This window comes from Variovorax stachyos (genome assembly GCF_051400855.1).
In the GTDB taxonomy this organism is placed as follows: domain Bacteria; phylum Pseudomonadota; class Gammaproteobacteria; order Burkholderiales; family Burkholderiaceae_C; genus Variovorax.
Window position 1 is genome coordinate 394,873 of record NZ_JBLFFN010000005.1, and the last position, 20,820, is coordinate 415,692.

General features: G+C 70.2%; 20 protein-coding genes. 16 read left to right on the forward strand and 4 right to left on the reverse strand.

The genetic code is table 11. The features are described from left to right. Window positions 1-242 precede the first annotated feature (242 nt). The 7 genes from ACMGEZ_RS12335 to fae all read left to right on the forward strand — a co-directional run bounded on the left by ACMGEZ_RS12335 (window position 243) and on the right by fae (window position 6,956). Window positions 243-1,301: a beta-ribofuranosylaminobenzene 5'-phosphate synthase family protein gene (locus ACMGEZ_RS12335; protein WP_436822542.1), complete on the forward strand. Its 1,059-nt coding sequence runs from the start codon at window positions 243-245 to the stop codon at window positions 1,299-1,301. A 54-nt stretch (window positions 1,302-1,355) separates the two neighbouring features. Then, window positions 1,356-2,273: an NAD(P)-dependent methylenetetrahydromethanopterin dehydrogenase gene (locus ACMGEZ_RS12340; RefSeq protein WP_436822543.1), complete on the forward strand. Its 918-nt coding sequence runs from the start codon at window positions 1,356-1,358 to the stop codon at window positions 2,271-2,273. Then, a complete protein-coding gene (locus tag ACMGEZ_RS12345) occupies window positions 2,273-3,424 on the forward strand; it encodes an ATP-grasp domain-containing protein (protein WP_436822583.1) in 1,152 nt (383 codons plus the stop codon). The genes ACMGEZ_RS12340 and ACMGEZ_RS12345 overlap by 1 nt, the downstream gene beginning before the upstream one ends. Next, complete coding sequence (gene mch, locus ACMGEZ_RS12350) at window positions 3,421-4,431, forward strand: methenyltetrahydromethanopterin cyclohydrolase (RefSeq protein WP_436822544.1); 1,011 nt, start codon at window positions 3,421-3,423, stop codon at window positions 4,429-4,431. Before ACMGEZ_RS12345 ends, mch begins: the two co-directional genes overlap by 4 nt. A 30-nt stretch (window positions 4,432-4,461) precedes the next feature. Then, window positions 4,462-5,418 carry an ATP-grasp domain-containing protein gene (locus ACMGEZ_RS12355; RefSeq protein WP_436822545.1) on the forward strand — a complete coding sequence of 319 codons (957 nt, stop codon included), beginning with the start codon at window positions 4,462-4,464 and terminating at the stop codon, window positions 5,416-5,418. Between the two features lie 2 nt (window positions 5,419-5,420). Next, window positions 5,421-6,371, forward strand: coding sequence for a triphosphoribosyl-dephospho-CoA synthase (locus ACMGEZ_RS12360; RefSeq protein ID WP_436822584.1), 951 nt, complete (start codon window positions 5,421-5,423; stop codon window positions 6,369-6,371). Window positions 6,372-6,443: 72 nt separating this feature from the next. Further along, window positions 6,444-6,956 carry a formaldehyde-activating enzyme gene (gene fae, locus ACMGEZ_RS12365; RefSeq protein WP_436822546.1) on the forward strand — a complete coding sequence of 171 codons (513 nt, stop codon included), beginning with the start codon at window positions 6,444-6,446 and terminating at the stop codon, window positions 6,954-6,956. An 85-nt stretch (window positions 6,957-7,041) separates the two neighbouring features. Here the strand turns inward: fae and ACMGEZ_RS12370 are convergent, their stop codons facing one another. Next, on the reverse strand, window positions 7,042-7,554 hold the full coding sequence (locus ACMGEZ_RS12370; protein ID WP_436822547.1) for a dihydroneopterin aldolase: 513 nt from the start codon (window positions 7,552-7,554) through the stop codon (window positions 7,042-7,044). 214 nt (window positions 7,555-7,768) lie between these two features. On the opposite strand from ACMGEZ_RS12370, the gene ACMGEZ_RS12375 reads away from it, so the two are divergent. From ACMGEZ_RS12375 to ACMGEZ_RS12395, 5 genes are all read left to right on the forward strand, one after another. Beyond that, window positions 7,769-9,817 carry a sigma-54-dependent Fis family transcriptional regulator gene (locus ACMGEZ_RS12375; protein WP_436822548.1) on the forward strand — a complete coding sequence of 683 codons (2,049 nt, stop codon included), beginning with the start codon at window positions 7,769-7,771 and terminating at the stop codon, window positions 9,815-9,817. Next, window positions 9,750-10,490, forward strand: a complete 741-nt coding sequence (locus ACMGEZ_RS12380) for a flavoprotein (protein WP_436822549.1) — start codon at window positions 9,750-9,752, stop codon at window positions 10,488-10,490. The genes ACMGEZ_RS12375 and ACMGEZ_RS12380 overlap by 68 nt, the downstream gene beginning before the upstream one ends. Then, entirely contained in the window at window positions 10,469-11,914 is a 1,446-nt protein-coding gene (locus tag ACMGEZ_RS12385; RefSeq protein WP_436822550.1) for a DUF6513 domain-containing protein, read from the forward strand. The genes ACMGEZ_RS12380 and ACMGEZ_RS12385 overlap by 22 nt, the downstream gene beginning before the upstream one ends. Window positions 11,915-11,982: 68 nt before the next feature. Next, complete coding sequence (locus ACMGEZ_RS12390) at window positions 11,983-12,561, forward strand: DUF447 domain-containing protein (protein ID WP_436822585.1); 579 nt, start codon at window positions 11,983-11,985, stop codon at window positions 12,559-12,561. Next, a complete protein-coding gene (locus ACMGEZ_RS12395) occupies window positions 12,558-13,271 on the forward strand; it encodes a (5-formylfuran-3-yl)methyl phosphate synthase (protein WP_436822551.1) in 714 nt (237 codons plus the stop codon). The genes ACMGEZ_RS12390 and ACMGEZ_RS12395 overlap by 4 nt, the downstream gene beginning before the upstream one ends. Window positions 13,272-13,287: 16 nt before the next feature. Here the strand turns inward: ACMGEZ_RS12395 and ACMGEZ_RS12400 are convergent, their stop codons facing one another. Genes ACMGEZ_RS12400 through ACMGEZ_RS12410 form a run of 3 tightly spaced genes read right to left on the reverse strand, consistent with a single transcriptional unit; the run spans window position 13,288 to window position 15,945 of the window. Continuing rightward, on the reverse strand, window positions 13,288-13,887 hold the full coding sequence (locus tag ACMGEZ_RS12400) for an amino acid kinase family protein (protein WP_436822552.1): 600 nt from the start codon (window positions 13,885-13,887) through the stop codon (window positions 13,288-13,290). Next, a complete protein-coding gene (locus ACMGEZ_RS12405; protein ID WP_436822553.1) occupies window positions 13,887-14,972 on the reverse strand; it encodes a hydantoinase/oxoprolinase family protein in 1,086 nt (361 codons plus the stop codon). The genes ACMGEZ_RS12400 and ACMGEZ_RS12405 overlap by 1 nt, the downstream gene beginning before the upstream one ends. Then, on the reverse strand, window positions 14,959-15,945 hold the full coding sequence (locus tag ACMGEZ_RS12410) for an ATP-grasp domain-containing protein (protein WP_436822554.1): 987 nt from the start codon (window positions 15,943-15,945) through the stop codon (window positions 14,959-14,961). The genes ACMGEZ_RS12405 and ACMGEZ_RS12410 overlap by 14 nt, the downstream gene beginning before the upstream one ends. Before the next feature lie 26 nt (window positions 15,946-15,971). Between ACMGEZ_RS12410 and ACMGEZ_RS12415 the strand changes: the two genes are divergently transcribed. The 4 genes from ACMGEZ_RS12415 to fhcD all read left to right on the forward strand — a co-directional run bounded on the left by ACMGEZ_RS12415 (window position 15,972) and on the right by fhcD (window position 20,814). After that, complete coding sequence (locus ACMGEZ_RS12415; protein WP_436822555.1) at window positions 15,972-16,700, forward strand: HisA/HisF-related TIM barrel protein; 729 nt, start codon at window positions 15,972-15,974, stop codon at window positions 16,698-16,700. A 231-nt stretch (window positions 16,701-16,931) separates the two neighbouring features. Then, window positions 16,932-18,194 (forward strand): molybdopterin-binding domain-containing protein, encoded by a 1,263-nt coding sequence (locus ACMGEZ_RS12420; RefSeq protein WP_436822556.1) that lies wholly within the window; start codon window positions 16,932-16,934, stop codon window positions 18,192-18,194. Beyond that, entirely contained in the window at window positions 18,191-19,870 is a 1,680-nt protein-coding gene (locus tag ACMGEZ_RS12425; RefSeq protein WP_436822557.1) for a formylmethanofuran dehydrogenase subunit A, read from the forward strand. Before ACMGEZ_RS12420 ends, ACMGEZ_RS12425 begins: the two co-directional genes overlap by 4 nt. Further along, window positions 19,867-20,814: a formylmethanofuran--tetrahydromethanopterin N-formyltransferase gene (fhcD, locus tag ACMGEZ_RS12430; protein WP_436822558.1), complete on the forward strand. Its 948-nt coding sequence runs from the start codon at window positions 19,867-19,869 to the stop codon at window positions 20,812-20,814. Before ACMGEZ_RS12425 ends, fhcD begins: the two co-directional genes overlap by 4 nt. The last annotated feature ends 6 nt before the right edge of the window (window positions 20,815-20,820 follow it).

The following is a 20,820-nucleotide window of genomic DNA, read 5'->3' on the forward strand; positions in this document are numbered from 1 at the left end:
TGTGTCTCCAGGGATAGGGGAAGAAACGGGCAAGTGTAGGCACCTCCCGCGGGGAGTCGCCGAAGATTCCGGGGGTCGTCGACACGACGGCGCTCGGCCGCGCTGTGACACATTGTTCCGGTCCTGGCACATCGAAGGCTGCCTCTGCAGCGCCCGTCGGTGGTTCTGCCCTCGTGGAACACCGGAGGAACGACCCTTGCTATGACAAGGCTGTCCCAGCTTGTCTGTCGCAATTGCCATCCATGAACCCGCCCGCAACCGCAGCCGTGGCTTCCAGGCGCAACTCGAGTGCCAGCACCGTGCGCGTATGCGCGCCGGGGCGGCTGCATCTGGGCTTCCTCGATCCGTCGGGCTCGCTGGGGCGGGCATTCGGCAGCCTCGGGCTCGTGATCGACGGGTTCACGACCGAGGTCGAGTTGGCGAGGGCGGAGTCGGACCGCATCATGGGCGATACCCCGGCCGCGCGGGCAGAACTCGAGCGCGCCGGCGCCTTCCTGCAACTGCTGCGCCAGCGAAGCGGCCGCCATGCGCCGCTCTGCCTGCGGCTGCTGCAGGCGTTGCCGCCGCACGCGGGGTTCGGCTCCGGCACGCAGCTCGCGTGCGCCATCGGCCGGGCTTTCGACCAATGGCACGGCCTGGGCCTGGGCACCGCCACCCTGGCGCACTGGCTGGGCCGCGGCCTGCGCTCGGGCGTCGGAATTGCCGGCTTCGACGCCGGCGGCCTGCTCCTCGATGGAGGACCCGGCAGGGACGGCATGCCCGCGCCGCTGCTGTCGCGCGTCGAGTTCCCGCGGGCTTGGCGCATCGTCGTGGTCCAGGACCCCTCGCACCGCGGGCTTTCGGGCAGCGCCGAGAAGAAGGCGATCGCTGTGCTGCCGCCCTTGCCGCAGGCCAGCGCCGCCGACATCTGCCACCAGGTCCTGATGCGCATCCTGCCTGCCGCGGCGAGCGCCGAGTTCGCGCCTTTCGCCGCCGGCATCAACCGAATGCAGGAGCTGCTCGGCCAGCATTTCGGACCGGCGCAGGGCGGCGCCTTCACAAGCCCCGCGGTCGGCCGGCTGATGCAGTGGATCGCCGATGCGAGCCGCGGCGGCCAGCCCGAGCCTCAAGCCGCGATCGGCCAAAGCTCATGGGGCCCCACGGGCTTCGCCATCCTGCCTTCCCAGGCGCGGGCCGAAGCGCTGGTGGAAGCCGCCCACGCAGCCCGGCAGGTCGACGCCCGCCTGCAGTTGCGGATCGTCTGCGGCCGCAACCAGGCAGCAGTGGTGCGGAAAGGCACTTCGCAACCGCACGCGGATTGATGGGCCGCCAGCGCATCGTCCAGCTTCAACACACCTCCACACCCGAAGGCTCCAATGGAACGTCCTCGCATCCTCCACATGTTCACCCCCGGCCGGCAGATGAGCCCCTTCGACATCAACATGGCGGCGGATGCGGGCTACCAGATCATCGTGCCGTACTGCGAGGTGGGCCTCGACAGCATCACCGCGCTGACGCAGGACACCATCTTCTCGCGCGGGCCGAAGGGGGTCGCGCGAACCGGGATCTTCATCGGCGGACGCGATGCGCAGCTGGCGGCCGACATGCTCGAGCGCGCGAGGACCTCGATGGTCAAGCCCTTCGTCGTCTCGTTGATGGCCGATCCGAGCGGCGCCTACACCACGGCCGCAGCCATGGTGGCCTGCGTCGAGGCCGCGCTGAAGCGCCACCATGGCCAGGCGCTGGAAGGCCAGCGCGTGGTGATCCTGGGCGGCACGGGCCCGGTGGGCCGCGTGGCGGGTGTCATCGCGGCGCTCGCCGGCGCCGAGGTCTTCCTGTCCAGCCGCAACGGCATCGATGCCGCCGAAGAAGCAGCGCGGGAAACCGGCCAGCGCTTCGGCGCCACCTTGCACGGCCTGTCGGGCGGCGATCCGGCCGCGGTGCGCACCTCCATCGGCGAGGCGGATGTCCTGCTGGCCTGCGCGGCGGCGGGTGTCCAGGTGGTGTCGGGCGAGGCGCTCGGCGCCGCCACCCGTCTCAAGGTGGCGGCCGACGTGAATGCCGTGCCGCCGGAGGGCATCGCCGGCGTCGGCGTGATAGACGACGCCAAGCCGCTGGCCGGCACGAGGGCCGTCGGCATCGGCGCGCTCGCGATCGGCAACGTCAAGTACCAGACGCAGCATCGCCTGCTGGTCCAGATGTGCGAGGCCGAGAAGGCGCAGGTGCTCGGCTTTCCCGAGGCCTTCGCCGTCGCTCGCGCCTTCCTCGCCGAGCAGGCCGGCAAGACGGCGTGATGCAGACGCTCGCGGTGGCCGCCATCTCTGCGCGCGCGATGGCCGAGGCCGCCGCCCACGAGGGATTCGACGTGGTCGCGCTCGATCTCTTCGGCGACGTCGATACCCGCCGCGCCGCTTCCCGCTGGCTGCCGATCGGCGAGCCGGGCAGCCTGCACATCGATGCGGCGGCCCTGCTGGCGGCGCTGGGCGGGCTGGCGCGCGAGCGCGCAGGCGGGCGCCCGCTGGCGGGCTGGGTGGCCGGCAGCGGCTTCGAGGGCGAGCCCGACCTGCTCGAACGCGGGGCTGGCGTGCTGCCGCTCATCGGCACCCCCGCGGCCGCGGTGCGCCGCCTGCGCGACCCGGCAGTGTTCTTCGGCTTTCTCGCCGCGCGCGGCATGGCGCATCCGCAGGTGAGTCTCGAAGCGCCGGAGGATGCGCAGGGCTGGCTCATGAAGGATGCGCATGGTTGCGGCGGCTGGCATGTTCGCCGGCCGCCTTGGCCGAAGAACGAGCAGCCCTCCGCGCACCGGTACTTCCAGCGCGAGATGCCGGGCCTGCCGATGTCCGCCACCTTCATCGCCAATGGGCGCGATGCCCACGTGCTCGGCTTCAACGAACTGAGCGTGCGCCGGTTCGGCGCGCGGCCTTTCGCCTTCTGCGGCGTCATTGGTCCGGTGCCGCTGGCGGGCGACATTGCGCAGCGCGTGACTGCCATCGCGCGTGCGCTCGCCGCGGAGTTCGCGCTGCAGGGCTTGTGCAGTCTCGACTTCATGCGCGATGGCGATGCGATCGGCGTGCTCGAAGTCAACCCGCGGCCGCCGGCGAGCATGAGCCTGTACCGCAGCCAGGCCGGCCGGCCGGGCCTGATGCAGGCGCACCTGCGTGCCTGTCTGCACGGCGAGCTGCCGCAGCCAGCGCCACGGCAGCCGCAGGAGATCGAGGGTCTCGAAATCGTGTTCGCGCCCAGGCCGATGCAGCTCGATGAAGCGGCAGCACGGCAGCTTGCCGCCTGGCCCGGCATCCACGACCTGCCCGCCGCCGGCCAGCGCTTCGATGCCGATGATCCCTTGTGCACGCTGACGGCGAGCGGAAGCAAGGCCACGGAGGTACGCATGCGCCTGAACGAAGGCCGCGACCGGCTGCTGCAATCACTGGAGACATTGGCATGAGCAACACTTCCTCGCCACCGGCCGAAGCGCCCCTGAGCGTCAATCTGCTGGCGCAGCCCCTCGTCGAACGCCTGCTGGCCAATGCCGATGCGCTGGGCCTGCATGTGCGACGCGACGACGACACCGGCGTGCGCATCGTCGATGCCGGCATCGAAGCGCGCGGCAGCATCGCGGCCGGACTTCGCATCGGCGAGATCTGCATGGGCGGCCTTGGCCACGTGGTTCTGCGAGGCGGGGGCAGCGCCGAAGGCTGGCCGAGCTGGCTCGATGTCCGGAGTTCCCGGCCGGTGCTGGCCTGCCTGGGCAGCCAGTACGCAGGCTGGAGCCTGTCGGCCACCAAGGAGGAGACCGGCGGCAAGAAGTTCTTCTCCCTCGGCTCCGGTCCGGCGCGCGCGCTGGCAGTCAAGGAGAAGCTCTTCGCCGAGCTGGGCTATCGCGATCACGGGCAAGCCGGCGTGCTCGTGCTGGAGGTCGATCGCATGCCGCCGAAGATCGTCATCGAGAAGGTGCTGCGCGACTGCGACCTGCCCGCACCGGGGCTGACGCTGATCCTCACGCCCACCACCAGCCTCGCGGGCACTACGCAGGTGGTCACGCGCGTGCTCGAGGTCGCGCTGCACAAGGCGCACGAGCTCGGCTATGCGCTGGCGGACATCGTCGATGGCGCAGGCAGCGCGCCGCTGCCCGCGCCCAGCAGCGATGGCGTCGAAGCCATGGGGCGCACCAACGATGCGATCCTCTACGGCGGGCGCGTGCACCTGACGGTGCGCGGCGACGACGACGCAGCGCGTGCGCTGGCGCGCGCGCTGCCCTCGCGCAACTCGCGGGACCACGGCCGCTCGTTCGCGGAGATCTTCAAGGAGGCGGCCTACGACTTCTACAAGATCGACCACGCGCTGTTCGCCCCGGCCGAGGTGTGGGTCAGCAATCTCGACAGCGGACGCACCTGGCATGGCGGCGCTTGCGATATGGCGCTCCTGCAGCGCCTGTGGCTGCAGGAGGCCTGAAGTGACGCATTGCATCCGCGGAGTCGTGGCATGACCCTTCGCGTGGTCATCATGAGCGACGAGATCGGCTGGCACACGCGCCAGCTGCAAGCCGCGCTGCGCGCACGCGGCGCCGTCGGGCGCTGCGTGGATCTCGCGGCCTGCCAGATCGACACCACCGCCGCTTGGCATGGCCTGGTCATTCCCGGCTACGGGCGCGAGCTGCCCGACGCGGTGCTGGTCCGGGGCATCGCCGGCGGCAGCTTCGAGCAGGTCACCAAGCGTCTCGGCGTACTGCACGCGTTGCGCGAGCTGGGCGTGCCGGTCTACAACGACGCCCGCGCGATCGAGCGCACGGTGGACAAGTCCATGACCAGCCTGCTGCTGCATGCCGCGCGCATTCCAGCCCCGCCCACCTGGGCGACCGAATCCGCGGCCCAGGCCCGGCGCATTGCGATGCGCGAGACGGCGGCCGGCCATGCGCTGGTGCTCAAGCCGCTGTTCGGCTCGCAGGGCAAGGACCTGCAGCTGGTGGGCGAGGTCGACGGCGTGCACCATCCGATGCCCGACATCGACGCGCGCTACGCGGGCCTGGCTTACCTGCAGCGCTTCGTGCCGCCGGTGACGACGCCCGGCTTCGACTGGCGCGTGCTGGTGGTGGGCGGGCGGGCCGTGACCGCGATGCGGCGCGTGAGCGCGCATTGGGTCCACAACGTGGCCCAGGGTGCGCGCTGCGAGCCGGCCGAACTCGAAGCGCCGCTCGCGCGCCTGGCCGAACGCGCCGCGCTCGCGCTGGACATGGACTATGCGGGCGTCGACCTCATCGCGTCAGCAAGCGGACCGCGCATCCAGGTGCTGGAGGTCAATGGCGTCGCCGCGTGGCAGGGGCTGCAGCGCGTGACCGGGTTCAACATCGCCCGCGCCATCGTCGACGATCTGCTCGACCGCAAGATGGTGCAGATGCGGCCTCGTCTGCAGGACGGCATGGCTCCGGAGCGCCGCGCCTGATGATGCGCGAACCGCAGGCCGCCATCGATCGGGCGCGCGCCTCCTTCCTGCGGGCCTGCTGGCTCGACGTTGCGGTGCGCAAGCCGGGCAACGTCAGCTTCGCTTCCCCCGGACACGGCATGGAGGCTTCGATGTTCATCGCCAGCGCGCAAGCCGCTGCGGGCGCGCTGTTCGAGCCCGGCCTGGGCGTGGGCGCGCGCATCGAGCGCGCCGTGGAAGCGACCTGGGCTGTCGCGGGATGCAACACCAACCTCGGCATCCTTCTGCTGTGCGCGCCCATCGCACTCGCCGTTGAACGGCAACCCGGCGCCACGACGCCACCCGCGCTCCACGCTGCCGTCGAGTCGGTGCTGGCGGCGCTCGACCTCGAGGATGCACGCGCGGCCTATCGCGCGATTGCGCACGCGCGCCCCGGGGGCCTGGGAAGCGCCCCGTCCGAAGATGTGCGCGACGTGCCGAGCATCGACCTGCGCGCCGCCATGGCGCTGGCCGCGCAGCGCGATCTGATCGCGCGCCAGTACCGCGACGGGTTCGCGGACCTGTTCAAACTGGCCTTCGAGGCGCCGCTCGGCGCATCCGCATGCGGCCAAGGGCCGGCCGATTCCGCTGGGCTGCCCGATGCGCACACTGTGGCGCGCGTCCAACGCCTTTACCTGGCCTGGCTGAGCGGCTTTGCCGATTCACACATTGTTCGAAATCACGGCGAGGGCGTGGCACAGACTGTCATGGCGGCGGCGCAGGCCTGGCGCGAGCGCGAGCGTGCAGGCGCGGTGCTCGATGCCGATGCCGACTTCGCAAGCTGGGACGCGAGCCTGAAGGCCGCACGCATCAACCCGGGGACCAGTGCCGATTTGACGGTGGCAGCGCTGCTGCTTGCGGGCTTCGTCGAATCGAGCGCGGCGCCGGCGCGCGAAGAGGCGCGCGATGAGGCGAACGGGTGGCACGGATCGTGATACCCACGACATTGCGCTGGTCATCCCGGCCGTGCCGCAACGACCCTATCACCTTAGAGGAGACCCGAGACCATGGCAAAAATCGATCGACTGATGGTGGGCGAATCGCTCGTCGGCGAGGGCAATGAAGTCGCCCACATCGACCTGATCATCGGCCCGCGCGGCAGTGCCGCCGAAACGGCATTCGCCAACGCGCTGACCAACAACAAGGACGGGTTCACCTCGCTGCTCGCAGTGGTGGCGCCCAACCTGCTGACGAAACCGCCGACGGTGATGTTCAACAAGGTGACCATCAAGGGCGCCACGCAGGCGGTGCAGATGTTCGGGCCCGCGCAACGCGCGGTGGCGCTGGCGGTGGCTGACAGCGTCGAGGACGGCACCATCCCCATGGCCGAGGCCGACAACCTGTTCCTGTGCGTGGGCGTGTTCATCCATTGGCAAGCGACCGACGACAAGAAGATCCAGGACTACAACTACCAGGCGACGCGCGAGGCGATCCAGCGCGCCGTGTCGGGCTCGCCCACGGCGGCCGAGGTGGTGGACAAGAAGGGGACGACCGCGCATCCTTTCGCGGCCCATCTCTGAAACGCAAGCTCGACGAGAAGAAGCCGGCGCGTGAACAAGGCCGGCTTCTTGTTCTTTCATTGGCCTCGAACGAGGCCCGCAGGGCTCAGCGCTTGACGGGCACCATGCCGCTGGCCAGAAACTTCAGCACCGTCGCGCCGTGGGCCGATCTCGCGGTGCGATACGCGGGCGCGTGGCGCTCGATCTGCACGCCGACCGATTGCACGTCGTCGAACTTGTGCGGCTTCACCACCTTCACGCGGACCCAGCTGGCACGGAACTCGTCGATCAGGATCTCGGCAACGGCCTCGGCGAAGGCTTCGAGCAATTGCAGCCGGTGCTCGGCCATCAGCCTGTGCAGCCGCTCGCGCACGACGCTGTAGTCGATCGTGTCGCCGATGCAGTCGGTGTCGCAGGCCCTCGCCCGCGGCACGCCTGCGTGCACATCGATCAGCAGCGGCTGCGGGCGGTGCAGCTCGGACTCGTGGATGCCGATCACCGTCTCGCCCCTGAAGCCCTCGATGAAGATCAGGTCCAGCGGTGCGTGCATGTCGGCGGCGCCCGAGAGGCGAGGGGCATCGGAAAGGTGGCCGGTGGAAGGACGCGGGCTGGTGGTCAAGTCATGTCTCCGGTTGAATGCGAATATGTTTGAAAGTGTCACTGCCGGAGAGCCGAGGTCCCCATGCACGACGCATCAACGCAAAATGCAGGCCAGTTGAACGGACCCGCTGCGGCGCCGTCCCGGCTCGGTGTTTCACCGGGTGCGCGGTGTGCCGGCAAGCTCAACAATGGGCCGACGAAGGAGACACGATGGAACGCGCCGGAGAACTCCAATGACATTGATGCCGCGGCAAGGTGACCGGCACGCCGACCGCGTGCTCGACGTCGTGAGGCGAGGTTTTCACGAAGAGGGCAACGACCTGGTCACGCGCTCGTGGAGCCGCTGCCTGAATCAATACCACCTCGACCCCGGACGCGCGCGCGAACCGGTCGTGATCGAGTCGGGAGCCTTGCAGAGCCGGCGCAACCAGCATGCCGACGTGATCGAATGCGCGCGCTACGAGATGACCACGCTCTACCAGCAGCTCGCCGATCCGCAGTGCGCGGTGGTGCTGACCGACACCGATGGCGTGATCGTGCACATGGTGTCCTCGCCCGAGTTCGCCGCCGAGGTCGAGCCGATGGGCCTGCACGCCGGCGGCATGTGGGGCGAGGCCGAGGCCGGCACCAACGGCATGGGCACCTGCCTCGCGGCCGCGCATCCGATCTCGGTGCGGCGCGACGAGCATTTCTTCAGCCAGTTCACGCAGCTCACCTGCTCGGCGGTTCCGGTGCTCGACCCGGCGGGCGAGATCATCGGCGTGCTCGACGTCACCAGCCGCTCGAGCCTGATGCAGCAGCATGTGCTGGTCCTGCTCGGCATGACGGTGCGCATGATCGAGAACCGGCTCATCGACAAGCGCTTCTCGAATGCGCACCCGCTGCACTTCCACAGCCGCCCCGAATTCGTCTATACGCTGCACGAAGGCAAGCTCGCCGTGGGCGAAGACGGGCGCATCCTGGCGGCCAACCGAAGCGCGTTGTTCCAGCTCGGCGTGCAATCCATGGACGAGATCCGCACCCAGCGCATCGACGACCTGTTCCAGACCTCGCTCGAGGACATCCTGCAGCGCAGCCTGTCTTCTTCCTTCCACCCGGTGGTGGCGTATCGGGCCAAGGCGGCGCTGCGCTTCTTCGCGGTCGCACGCCGGCCTGCATCCGACGCCGACACGCCCTCGCGTGCGCGCGTGGCGGGTGCGGGCATGGTGGCGCTGGACGAGCAGCAGGGCGAAGGCTTTCGCGTGCCTTCCCACGTGCCTGCCGCGCGCAGTGCGCCCGTCGTCCGTACCTTCAAGGACCCGCGGCTGGTCGCGCACCTGGACACCGCGCGGCGCGTGGTGGCGCGCCGCACCCCGGTGCTACTGTGCGGCGAGACCGGCTCCGGCAAGGAGGTTTTCGCACGCGCCATTCACGAAAACAGCCCGCATGCCGATGGTGCCTTCGTCGCCGTCAACTGCGCGAGCCTGCCCGAAACGCTGATCGAGTCCGAGCTCTTCGGCTACAAGGCCGGGGCCTTCACCGGCGCGCAGCGCAGCGGACGCCGCGGCAAGATCCTGCAAGCCGACGGCGGCACGCTGTTCCTCGACGAAATCGCCGACATGCCGCTGGAGTTGCAGGCCCGCCTGCTGCGCGTGCTCGACGAAAGGCAGGTCACACCGCTCGGCACCGAGGAAACCCATCCGGTGGACTTCCAGCTCGTGAGCGCGAGCCATCGCCATTTGCCGACCCTGGTGCGCGAAGGCCGCTTCCGCGAAGACCTGTACTACCGCCTGGCCGGCATCGAGCTGGACCTGCCGCCCCTGCGCGACCGCAGCGACAAGCGCGAGCTGATCCAGGCCGTCCTGGTGGACGAAGGCGGCAGCGCCTCCCGGCTGGGCGAGGAGGCCGAGCGCCTGCTGATGGCCCATCCCTGGCCCGGCAACCTGCGGCAGCTGCGGCACGTGCTGCGCACCGCGGCCGCGCTGGCCGACGGCAAGACCATCACGCGGGAGCACCTGCCTTCGCTCGCGGCCAGGCAGGTGTCGTCGCCGGTGCACGCCCACGCTGCGCTGCCGGCCTTCGCCGAGGACAAAGCGGGTGCAGAGGCGAGCACGGCGGCTGCCGACCCGGTGCCCGCAGTCAAACTCAACCCGATTCAGGCCAACGAGCGGCAGGTCCTGTTGCAGATGCTGGAGCAGCATCGTTGGAACGTGAGCAACGTCGCCAAGGCGCTCGATGTCAGCCGCAACACCTTGTACCGAAAACTCCACAAGCTCCACATCGAGATCTCCCCGCCGGACTGAGTCCGCGCATCCGCCGGCCACGGGCGGCGAGGGGCATCCGGATGCGGGCGCTTTCGATCCGCGCGGCGCCGCCCTCGCGCTCGAAGACGGCGAGCCGCAGCTGCCCGCGCCTGCGCCGCGCTCGCGCCTGGCCTGGTGCATCACCGGCTCGGGCCATTTCCTCGAGGAGTCGCTGGCGCTTGCGGCCCGCCTGCCGTCCGTGGACCTGTTCCTCTCGGCTGCGGCCGAGGAAGTGCTGCCGATCTACAAGCTGAACATCGAGGCGCTGAAGCCGCGCTTTCGCGTGTTTCGCGACAAGACGGCCAGTGGCGTGCCGGTCGGCATGCTCTACGACGACATCTATCACACGGTGGTGGTCGCGCCGGCCACCAGCAACACGGTGGCCAAGTGCGCCTTCGGCATCAGCGACACGCTGCCGACCAACATGTTCGCGCAGGCCGGCAAGCTCGGCATCCCTGGCATCGTGTTTGCATGCGACACCGAACCGGTGGTGGTGACCAAGTCGCCGCACGACTGGGTCACGCTGCGCCCCCGGCGCATCGAACTGGACAACGTGGAGCGGCTGCGCGGCATCGACTTCTGCCGCGTGGTCTCTTCACCCGCCGAACTCGAAGCAGTGCTGGACGCACGACTGAAGGAACTCTCACTCGCATGGAACACATCGTCTTCCTGACCGGGCGCCTCGCCCAGGCCAGCCTCACGCGGGTGCTGGCCGGCATCGAGGCGGCCCCGTTCACGTGGGAAGTGCGAGAGATCGGGCTGCAGGTCGCCGCGCTCATGACGACGGACCTGATCCGCCGCCGCGTGCCGGCGCCCGTGTCCAGCGAAGGCGAAGGCAAAGGCGAAAGCGAAAGGCGCCGTGTCGACCGCATCATTGTGCCGGGCCGCTGCCGGGGCGATGTCGAGGCCTTGAGCGTTCACTACGGCATCCCGGTGGAGCGCGGCCCGCAGGAGCTCAAGGACTTGCCGCGCCACTTCGACCGGGCCGCACAGCCCATCGAGCTGGACGCGTACGAGGTCGCGATCTTCGCGGAGATCGTCGATGCGCCTCGGCTGTCGGTCGCGCAGATCATCGATCGCGCCCAGCGGCTGGCGGCCGACGGTGCCAACGTCATCGACCTCGGCTGCCTGCCCGAAACGCGCTTCGATCATCTCGCCGAGAGCGTGCAGGGGCTCAAGGCGGCGGGCTTCCAGGTCAGCGTCGATTCGAGCGATTCCGGGGAGCTGCTGCGCGGCGGCAAGGCCGGGGCCGACTACCTGCTGAGCCTCACGCTCGACAACCTGTGGATTGCCGACGAGGTCGCCGCGACGCCGGTGCTGATCCCGCGCATGCCGGCCGACGAGGCGTCGCTGTACGAAGCGGTGACGCAGCTGCAGCGCCGCGGGCGCGCATTCCTGGCGGATTCGATCCTCGATCCGATCCCGTTCGGGCTGACCGCCTCGATCGTGCGCTACCACCGGCTGCGCGAGCGTTTTCCGGATGCGCCCATCATGCTCGGCATCGGCAACCTGACCGAGCTCACCGAGGCCGACACGAGCGGCATCAACGCCGTGCTGTTCGGCATTGCCGCCGAGCTGAATGTCGCTGCCGTGCTCACGACGCAGGTCAGCCAGCATGCGCGCCGCGCCGTGTGCGAAGCCGACTGGGCGCGCCGCATCATGCACGCCGCGTCCCGGCACGGCACCTTGCCCAAGGGCATGAGCGACGCGCTGATGACGGTGCACGCCAAGCATCCCTTTCCCGACACGCCGGAAGAAATCGCCGAGATCGCCGCGCAGGTGAAGGACCCGAACTTCCGTGTGCAGATCTCGCCCCGCGGCCTGCACGTGTACAACCGCGACGGGCTGCGCCTGGGGCAGGGCGCCTTCGAGCTCTGGCCGCAGCTGAAGCTGCACGACGACGCCGACCACGCCTTCTACATGGGCGTCGAGCTCGCGCGGGCCGAGATCGCCTGGCAGCTGGGCAAGCGCTACGTGCAGGACCAGCCGCTGGACTGGGGCTGCGCCGCGCCGCGCGCCACCGAAGACCTGGCGCGCTGGTGCGCACCGGGAACCACCATGAAGGCAGCGCGAAGCAGCGCGGCCGAGCCCCGATGAGCCGCACGGCCGTTCCGAAGGCGAATAGCACCGCAGCCGCAGGCGAAGGTACTCTTATGAGCACGCCCATGAACGACCAGATCTTCGAAGCCGTCGTGACCACCGTGGCGCCAGGCGGGCAGGCGCACGTGGCGCCGATGGGCGTGCGCTACCAGGAAGGCGGCATCGTGCTGATGCCGTTCAAGCCGTCGACCACGCACGACAACATCGTGGCGACGGGCCGTGCGGTGCTCAACATCGTGTGCGACACCCGCGTTTTCGCCGGCTGCGTGACGGGGCGCAAGGCCTGGCCCACGCAGGCGGCCGAACGCATCGAAGGCGTGCGGCTCGCCTGTGCGCTTCGCCATGTCGAACTGGAGCTGGCCGAGCGCCGCGACGACGCGCAGCGGCCGGTGTTGCGCATGCGGGCCGTGCACGAGGCCACGCACGCAGCCTTCGCCGGCTTCAACCGCGCCCAGGCTGCGGTGATCGAAGGGGCGGTGCTGGTCAGCCGCCTGCATATGCTGGCATCCGAGAAAGTGGAAACCGAGATGAGCTATCTGCAGATCGCGATCGACAAGACCGCCGGCCCCGAGGAGCGCGAAGCCTGGGAGTGGCTGCGTGCCGCGGTTGCGCAGCACAAGGCGCGCACGCAGGAGCGCGCATGACGACGACGCGCATGCTGGTGAGTGTCCGCAGCGTGCCGGAGGCCCTGATCGCGGCCGCCGGCGGGGCGGACTTCATCGACCTGAAGGAGCCCGGCGAGGGCGCGCTGGGCGGCTTGCCGGTGGCGACCATCGCCACTGTCGTCGCTGCCTTGCGTGCGCAGGCCATCGCGCGGCCGGTGAGCGCAACCATCGGCGACCTGCCGATGCACGCGCTGCCGCGCATCCTGGCCCAGGTCGAGGCGGTCGATGCCTGCGGCGTCGACTACGTCAAGGTCGGCATCGAGCGCGGGCCCGAGGCCTTTGCAGTGCTCGACGCGCTGGCGGAAGGCGGCTGGCCGGTGGTGCCGGTCTTCGTCGCCGACCGCGGGCTGGATCCGGCGCTGGTCGCGCATGCCTGCTGCGGCCTTGCCTTTCCGGCGTTGATGGTCGACACGGCCGACAAGCAGGCCGGCAGCCTGTTCGATGCGGTGCCGCTGGTGGAGCTTCGCCGCTTCGTGGCGCAGGTGCGTACCTCGGGCCGGCTGGTCGGGCTGGCGGGCGCGCTGCGCACGATGCACCTGCCTTCGGTGCTTGCACTGGCGCCCGATTTCGCGGGCTTTCGCAGCGCCGTCTGCATCGGCGACCGCAAGACCGCGCTGTGTCCCGAGCGCCTGGCGGCCTTGGCCGGGCTGCTGCACGGGCAGGCCGCCGTCGAGCCTGCACCTGCCTGATCAGCTGCGCCGGCGCTCAGCGCACCGCGTAGTTGGCTTCACCCAGCAGCAGTGCGCGCATCGCGGCCACCTGGTTCTTGTGCAGCAACGTGATCGGGAAGGCCACGTCGTCGGACAGCTGGGCGAACCCGGGGTCGAGCACGCCGCTGTCGCCCAGCTCGGCCAGCGTCAGCGCCGGGTCGATGGCGCAGGACTTCACCATCACCAGCTGCTCGGCATTGAGATGCTTCGCCAGGTCCAGCGCGATGGTGTCGGAGGTGGTGTCCCAGCCGGTTCGTGCGTCCGGCTGGTCGCGCCTGAGCTCCAGCGGCAGCCACAGCGCGGTCTTTCCCTGGTGCAGCAGGTCGGGGATGTCGGTGCGGCGCGCGGCCAGCTGAAGTGCGGGGTTCAGCGCGTGCAGCTGGTAGGCGGTCTGCGCCATGGCGAGCACGGCCATGTTGTGGGCGGCCAGGTCGTCGAACTCCCAGTGCGCCTGAACGCGCCGCACTTCATCGGCGAAGCTGCCGCCGCCGCAGACGATCGTTACGCGGCCGCCGCCGAGCTGCGTGAGCAGATCCAGCCACTGCAGCAGCACCGGGTCGCCGCAGAGACTGCCGCCGATCTTGACCACCCACATCAGTCGTGCTCCCGTTCGAACAGCGCCGCCACCGCGACGCTCGGCGCGCACACCTGCGCCCAGCCGGCCGTTCCCGCCGCTGCATGGCGCGCCACGCTTGCGACATCGCCGCCATAGGCCGCCAGCCGGCGCGGTGCGGCTTCGGCGGCTGCGGCTGCAAGCTCGGGCACCAGGAAGGCGCCGCAGCCTGCGCCGACGATCACCGCGCGCTCCGAAAGCGCATGCGCGGCCAGCACGCGACGCAACTGCGCGGCCAGCGCTTCGAGCTGGGCGCCGCGCCAGGCCCGCGCCAGGTCGAGCCATTCGTCAGGCGTGGCGTCGCGCTCGTCGAGCCCCACCATGCGCGCGAGGCGCTGGCAGGTTGCCGCCTGGCTCTTGGCTGCGTTGTCGGCGCTCGGATACAGGTCGTGCGCCGGATCGAGCTCGCCGCAGAGCCGGTAGACGTCGGCCGTCGTGGCGAAGAATTCGTTCATCACGTGGCGCGCGTGGCCGCGCCAGGTGATGCGCTGGGTCAGCGCGCACAGGGGGGTGCGCACCACGCCGTGGTAGGCGAGCTCGCCGCTCACCAGGCGCTCGGCGTCGCTGCGGCTCGCGGTCAGCACGCGGGCGTTGCCGAACGCGATCAGGTCGGTGGTCGTGCTGCCGATGTCGACCAGCACGCCCTCGCCAAGCATGAGCGCTGCATGCCGCGCCGTGGCAAGCCAGTTGGCGGAGGCGATGCTCGCCCACTGCCGCGCCACATCGGTGGCCGCGCACCAGCCCGCGTCGCCGGCAAAGAAATGCAGCGCATCCGGCCCCACCGGAAGCGATGCGGCCAGCGCCGTGGCAATGCCTTGCACGCCGGCTTCACGGTCGGGGAAGAGATCGACCATCTCGCCCGTCATGGTCACGGCATGCTGCGCAGCTTCGAGACCGGGCCAGCGCGTCCGCGCGGCCTGCAGTGCGCCCACCAGGTGATCGAGGCCTTGCCAGAGCGGGCATGCCCACTGCGCCACGTCGACCACCTCGCCGCGCTGCAGCAGGCAGGCCTTGACGTGGGCGCCGCCGATGTCCCACCCGATGGTGGTGCGTTCAGGCGTCGGCACGCGCAAGATCCCGATCCTGGGTGCTGCCTTGCAGGCGGCTCGCGACCAGTTCGGCCGCCAGGTTGCGCCCCAGCGCCGCCGAGAGCCCGACATAGGCGCACGTGACGCGCGGGTTGACCTCGATCACCACCGGCCCGCGCTGCGGATGCCAGACCAGGTCGATGCCGGCGAAGCCCTGCAGGCCCGGCATGGCACGTGCCACCTGCCCAGCCAGGGCCGCCAGCGGGCCCGCTCGCGGATCGTTGCGGCCCAGCGCATCGACCGTGACGCCTTCGAAGCAAAGCCGGCCCAGCGCATCGATCGCGATGCGCTGGCGGTTGATGCTCAGCATCTCGGCATGCTGCGGCTTGCACAGGAGCGAGAGGCTCAAGGCCTCGCCTTCGACCCAGGGCTCGAGCGTGACCGCCGCGCCTGCGCTCGCACGTCGGGATTGGTCCTCGAGGGCAGCCGCGTGCCGGTCGTGCACGCGGGTCGCGACGCCGCCCGCGCCGTCGTCGGGCTTGACCACCCAGCGCTCGATCCCGGGCGCATGCTCGAAGGCCAGCGGCGTCGTCACGCCGTGCGCAGCCAGGTGCGCGAGCGTGGCCCGCTTGCCGGAGGCGAGTTCGATGGCCTCTACGCTGCAGCCCAGCCAGCGCGCGTCGCCCACCGTGCGCTGGAAGCGCGCCAGCAGGCCGTCGGTCTCGGGTGCGACCAGCCAGACCAGGTCATGCAGCGCACTCTGCCGCGCGACGAAGGCGAAGGCCGATTCGCCCGCGAGCGGACGCAGCGGCGCGGCGCGTGCGGGCAGGGTGTTCACGGGGACACACGTGGCCGCCGACACCGAACAATCGCGAACGCGCATCAGGTCCGCGACCATGGCATCGCGCATCGACAGCCCCAGCGGCAGCAGCTCGTCGGCGGCCGCGTCGTCGCCGTGCTCGGTCCAGCCCCCGCCGCTGAGATACTCGTAAACGAATACGCGTGTCGTCATTTCCATCCTTCTTCGGGTGCTTGCCCATGATCTCCGAATTGAACCTGATCCCCGTCGTCGACCTGCTGCAAGGCCAGGTGGTGCGTGCCGTGCGCGGCGACCGGCAGGCGTACCGGCCGATCGTGTCGGCGCTGTGTGGCAGCAGCGATCCGGTGACGGTGGCGCGCATCCTGTGCGATCACTGTGCGGCGCGGCAGTTGTACGTGGCCGACCTCGACGCCCTGCAGGGCGGGGCCACGCAGGTCGCGGTGCTGGCCGAACTGCTGGAGGCCCTGCCCGGGATCGAACTGTGGCTGGACGCGGGCCTGGCGGATGCATCGGCCGGGCAGGCATTGCGCAGCCGGCTCGCGCCTTTCGCATCGCGCATCGTTCTCGTGTACGGCAGCGAATCGCTGCGCTCGCGCGAGGCGCTGGAGCGCTGCTTCGGCGACGGCGCGAATGAAGACGGGCTCCGGGCCGCGCTGTCGCTGGACCGGCGCGATGGCCAGCGCCTCGACGCCGCCGGCTGCTGGGATGCGGTGGCGCTGTGGCCCAAGCGGCTGATCGTGATGACGCTCGAACGCGTCGGCTCCGGCGCCGGGCCGGACCTGGACACCTTGCAGGAGGTGCGCCGCCTGGCACCGGACGCCATGCTGATCGGCGCCGGCGGCATCCGCAGCGAGGACGACCTGGCGCGCGCCGCCGCGGCGGGCGCCGATGCCTGGTTGGTGGCCAGCGCGCTGCACGACCTGCAACTGCCGCGGATTCGGCGCTGAGCCGAAAGCGCAGGAAGGAGGAGGGTTCGGGCGCATGCCATGAGCGCGCTGCACACACGAACCGTGCCATCCCGGAAACGGCCCGAGGTCCACGCGGCGAGCGCGTGCCGGCGCACGCCGGAACGCCCGAAACCGCAACACTCTGTCTCATAACGCGCTTGTCGTCGGGCCCGATCGAGGCGCGGCGCGCCTGTTGGATGAATGGCACGTGCTTTGCGTGGCTGCCCGTCCATGACGCCAGTCGAAGCAACCGCCCAGCCCGGCCAGGCCCCGTGGACCTGTCCTTTTTGCCCCCTGCTGTGCGACAGCTTCGGCGTGACGCTCGGGCCGCCCGGCATGCCGCCCACGCTGACCGGCAGCGAGTGCCCGAGGGCGCACACCGCGCTGGCGGCGTTCGACGGCGCCCCCGCAACCGAGCGGCCACGGGTGGACGGCCGCGACTGCGATCTCGATACAGCGGTTGCGGCAGCTGCATCCTTGCTCGCAGCCAGCCGGCAGCCCTTGTTCGGCGGGCTCGGCACCGATGTCGCGGGCGCGCGGGCGCTCTATGCGCTGGCCTGCAGGACGGGCGCCATCTGCGACCCGGCCGGCGGAGCGGCGCTGATGCACGGCCTGCGCGCGCTGCAGGACCACGGCGGCTTCTCGACCACGCTCGCGGAGGTGAGGACCCGGGCCGACCTGATCGTCTGCATGACCGGCGACCCGACGCCGCGCTACCCTGAATTCTTCCGCCGCTGCGGCGTGGGCGAGCCCGAGGGCGCGCGCACCGAGGTTCTGCCGCTTCACGGCGATTTGTTCGACACCGTGGCGCTGCTCGCCGCGCTCGTGGCCGGCCGCCTCGCCGCGGACGACGGGCGCGTGCCGGCCGAGCTCGCAGCGCTGGCCGAGCGTCTGCGCGCGGCGCGCTACGCCGTGCTGGTCTACGAAACGGGCCGCCTGCCCGCGCAGGGCGCGCTGATCGTCGAGGGCATTCAGCGCATCGTCGCCACCCTCAACCGCGGCACGCGCGCGGCCTCGCTGGCGCTGGGCGGTGACGACGGTGCAGGCACCGTCAACCAGGTCTTCGCCTGGCTCTCCGGCCTGCCGCTGCGTTCGCGCGCCGGGCCGATGGGCCTGGAGCACGAGCCCCTGTGCTTCGATGCGCAGCGTTTGCTGGCAGACGGTGCCGTGGACCTGCTGCTGTGGGTGTCTAGTTTCGGCCCTCAGCCCGCACCACCCGCGCCACCCGCGCCGCCAGCGCCCGACCTGCCGTGCATCGTGCTGGGCCACCCGCGGATGCAGTTGCCGCAGGAAGCGCAGGCCCGCTCGCGCGGACAGGTGTTCATTCCGGTGTCCACCCCGGGCATCGGCTCCGGCGGCCATCTTTTCCGCACCGACGGCTCGGTCCTGCTGCCGTTGCGGCGGCTGTACGACGACGGGCTGCCCAGCGTGGCCGGGATCGTGAGCCGGTTGACGCAGGCCGTTCGTGCATCGAGCGGGGAGCTGGTGCAATGACAAGCCTTTGCCTGCGCGGCGGCCGCATCATCGATCCGGCGAACGGACGCGACGAGGTGCGCGATCTCCATGTGCGCGATGGCCGCATCGTCGAGGCGCCGCCGCAGGGCGCCGCTGCCGAGGAGATCGATGCGAGCGGCTGCATCGTGATGGCCGGCGGCATCGACATGCACACCCACATCGGCGGCGGCAAGGTCAACCTGGCACGCATGCTGATGCCGGAGGACCACCGGTCGAACGCGAACCCGCTCGCGTTGCCTGACAACGCGCTCGAGCTGGCCTCCTGCGGCACCTGCACGCCCGGCACGCTGGCCACCGGGTACCGCTACGTCGAGATGGGCTACACGGCCGCCTTCGAGCCGGCCATGATGGCCTGCAACGCGCGCCACACGCACATGGAGATGGGGGACACGCCGATCCTCGACCATGGCGCGTACGTGATGCTCGGCAACGACGAGCTGTTCCTGCGCATGCTGGCCGAGCGCTGGGATTTCGAGCGCATCCGCGACTACGCGGGCTGGACCCTCAACGCCAGCAAGGCGTTGGGTGTGAAGGTGGTGAACCCCGGCGGCATCTCGGCCTTCAAGTTCAACCAGCGCAAGCTCGACGTCGACGAGAAGCACGTGCACTGGCAGGTCACGCCCAGGCAGGTGGTGCACACGCTGGCGCGCGCGTTGCGCGAACTGGGTGTGCCGCATCCGCTGCACATCCACGGCAGCAACCTCGGCGTTGCCGGCAACATCCAGTCGACGCTGGACACCATCGCTGCGCTGGAGGGCTTGCCCGGGCACCTGACGCACATCCAGTTCCATGCCTACGGGGTCGAGGGGCCGAAGAAGTTCTCCTCCGCCGCCCTGCAGCTCGCGGAGGCGGTGAATGCGCACAAGAACGTCAGCATCGACGTCGGCCAGATCATGTTCGGCCAGACCGTCACGGCGTCGGGCGACACCATGCGCCAGCATGCGCAATCGGGCATGGCGCATCCGCGCAAATGGATCGGCGCCGACATCGAATGCGAAGCGGGCTGCGGCGTGGTGCCGTTCCGCTACCGCGAGCAGAGCTACGTGAATGCGCTGCAGTGGGTCATCGGCCTGGAGATCTTCCTGCTGGTGGACGATCCGTGGCGCGTGGTGCTGACCACCGATCATCCCAATGGCGGGCCCTTCACCAGCTATCCGCACCTGATCCGGCTGCTGATGGACCGAAGCTTTCGCGAGGAGCAGCTCGCCAAGCTGCACCCTGAAGTGGCCGCCAATGCCGCGCTGCGCTCGATCACGCGCGAGCTGTCGCTCTACGAGATCGCCATCATGACGCGCGCCGGTCCTGCGCGGCTGCTGGGCCTGCGCGACCGCGGCCACCTGGGCGCCGGCGCGGCAGCCGACATCGCGATCTACCGCGAGGACAGCAACCGGGAGGCCATGTTCGCCACCCCGGCCTACGTGTTCAAGGACGGTGTCCTGGTCTCGCGCGGCGGGCGCGTGATGGCTGCGCCGGTGGGCGGCACCCACTTCGTCGCGCCGGCGTACGACCGCGGCATCGAGCAGCGGCTGCGCCGGCACCTGGCCGAGCAGGGCTCCGTCAACTTCGATCACCTCGCGATCGGCCACGACGAGCTGTGCCAGTGCTGCCACGGCGGGCGCCTGTTGCCGGCGGCCTGCTTCCAGGAGGCGGCGTGAGCGAGGGCGCGGCGGAACGCAACGGCGTCCTCATCGACGACACCTTCGCGGAGGCCTTTCCGATGAAGGCCACCCGCATCGTCATCACCGCGCACAACATCGCGTGGGCGCGCCACGCTGCGGTGTCGGCCACCGGCTTCGCGACCTCGGTCATCGCCTGCGGCTGCGAGGCCGGCATCGAGCGCGAGATCGGTTCCGAGGAAACGCCGGATGGCCGCCCGGGCGTGAGCGTGCTGATCTTCTCGATGTCCGGCAAGGAGCTCGCCAAGCAGATCGAACGCCGCGTCGGGCAGTGCGTGCTGACCTGCCCGACCACCGCCGTCTTCGCCGGCCTGCCGCCGGGCGCCGGCGGCAGCAGCGATGCGGCCGCGTTGGGCAAGAACCTGCGCTTCTTCGGCGACGGCTGGCAGATCTCCAAGGTGATCGACGGTGTCCGCTACTGGCGCGTGCCGGTGATGGACGGCGAGTTCGTCGCGCAGGAGGACACGCCGGTGGTGAAGGCGGTGGGCGGGGGCAACCTGCTCTTTCTCGCGCGCGACACCGATGCGGCGCTGGCCGTGTCCGAGGCCGCGGTCGCGGCGATGAGACGGCTGCCCAATGTCGTCATGCCCTTTCCTGGAGGCGTGGTGCGGTCGGGGTCGAAGGTCGGCAGCCGCTATGCGAACCTGAGCGCGTCGACCAACGATGCCTTTTGTCCGAGCCTTGTTGGGCTGGTGACACGCAGCGAGTTGGCGGGAGGGCAGGTTGGCTGTGTGATGGAGATCGTGATCGACGGGCTGACCGAGGGTGATGTGGGGGATGCCATGCGGATGGGGATGGAGGCGGCTGTGGAGATCGGGCGGGAAGGAGGGCTGCTGCGTGTTTCGGCTGGGAACTACGGGGGCAAGCTGGGGCCGTTTCACTTTCACTTGCATCGGCTGCTGGCGGGGGAGGGAGTGTCATGAGACGTG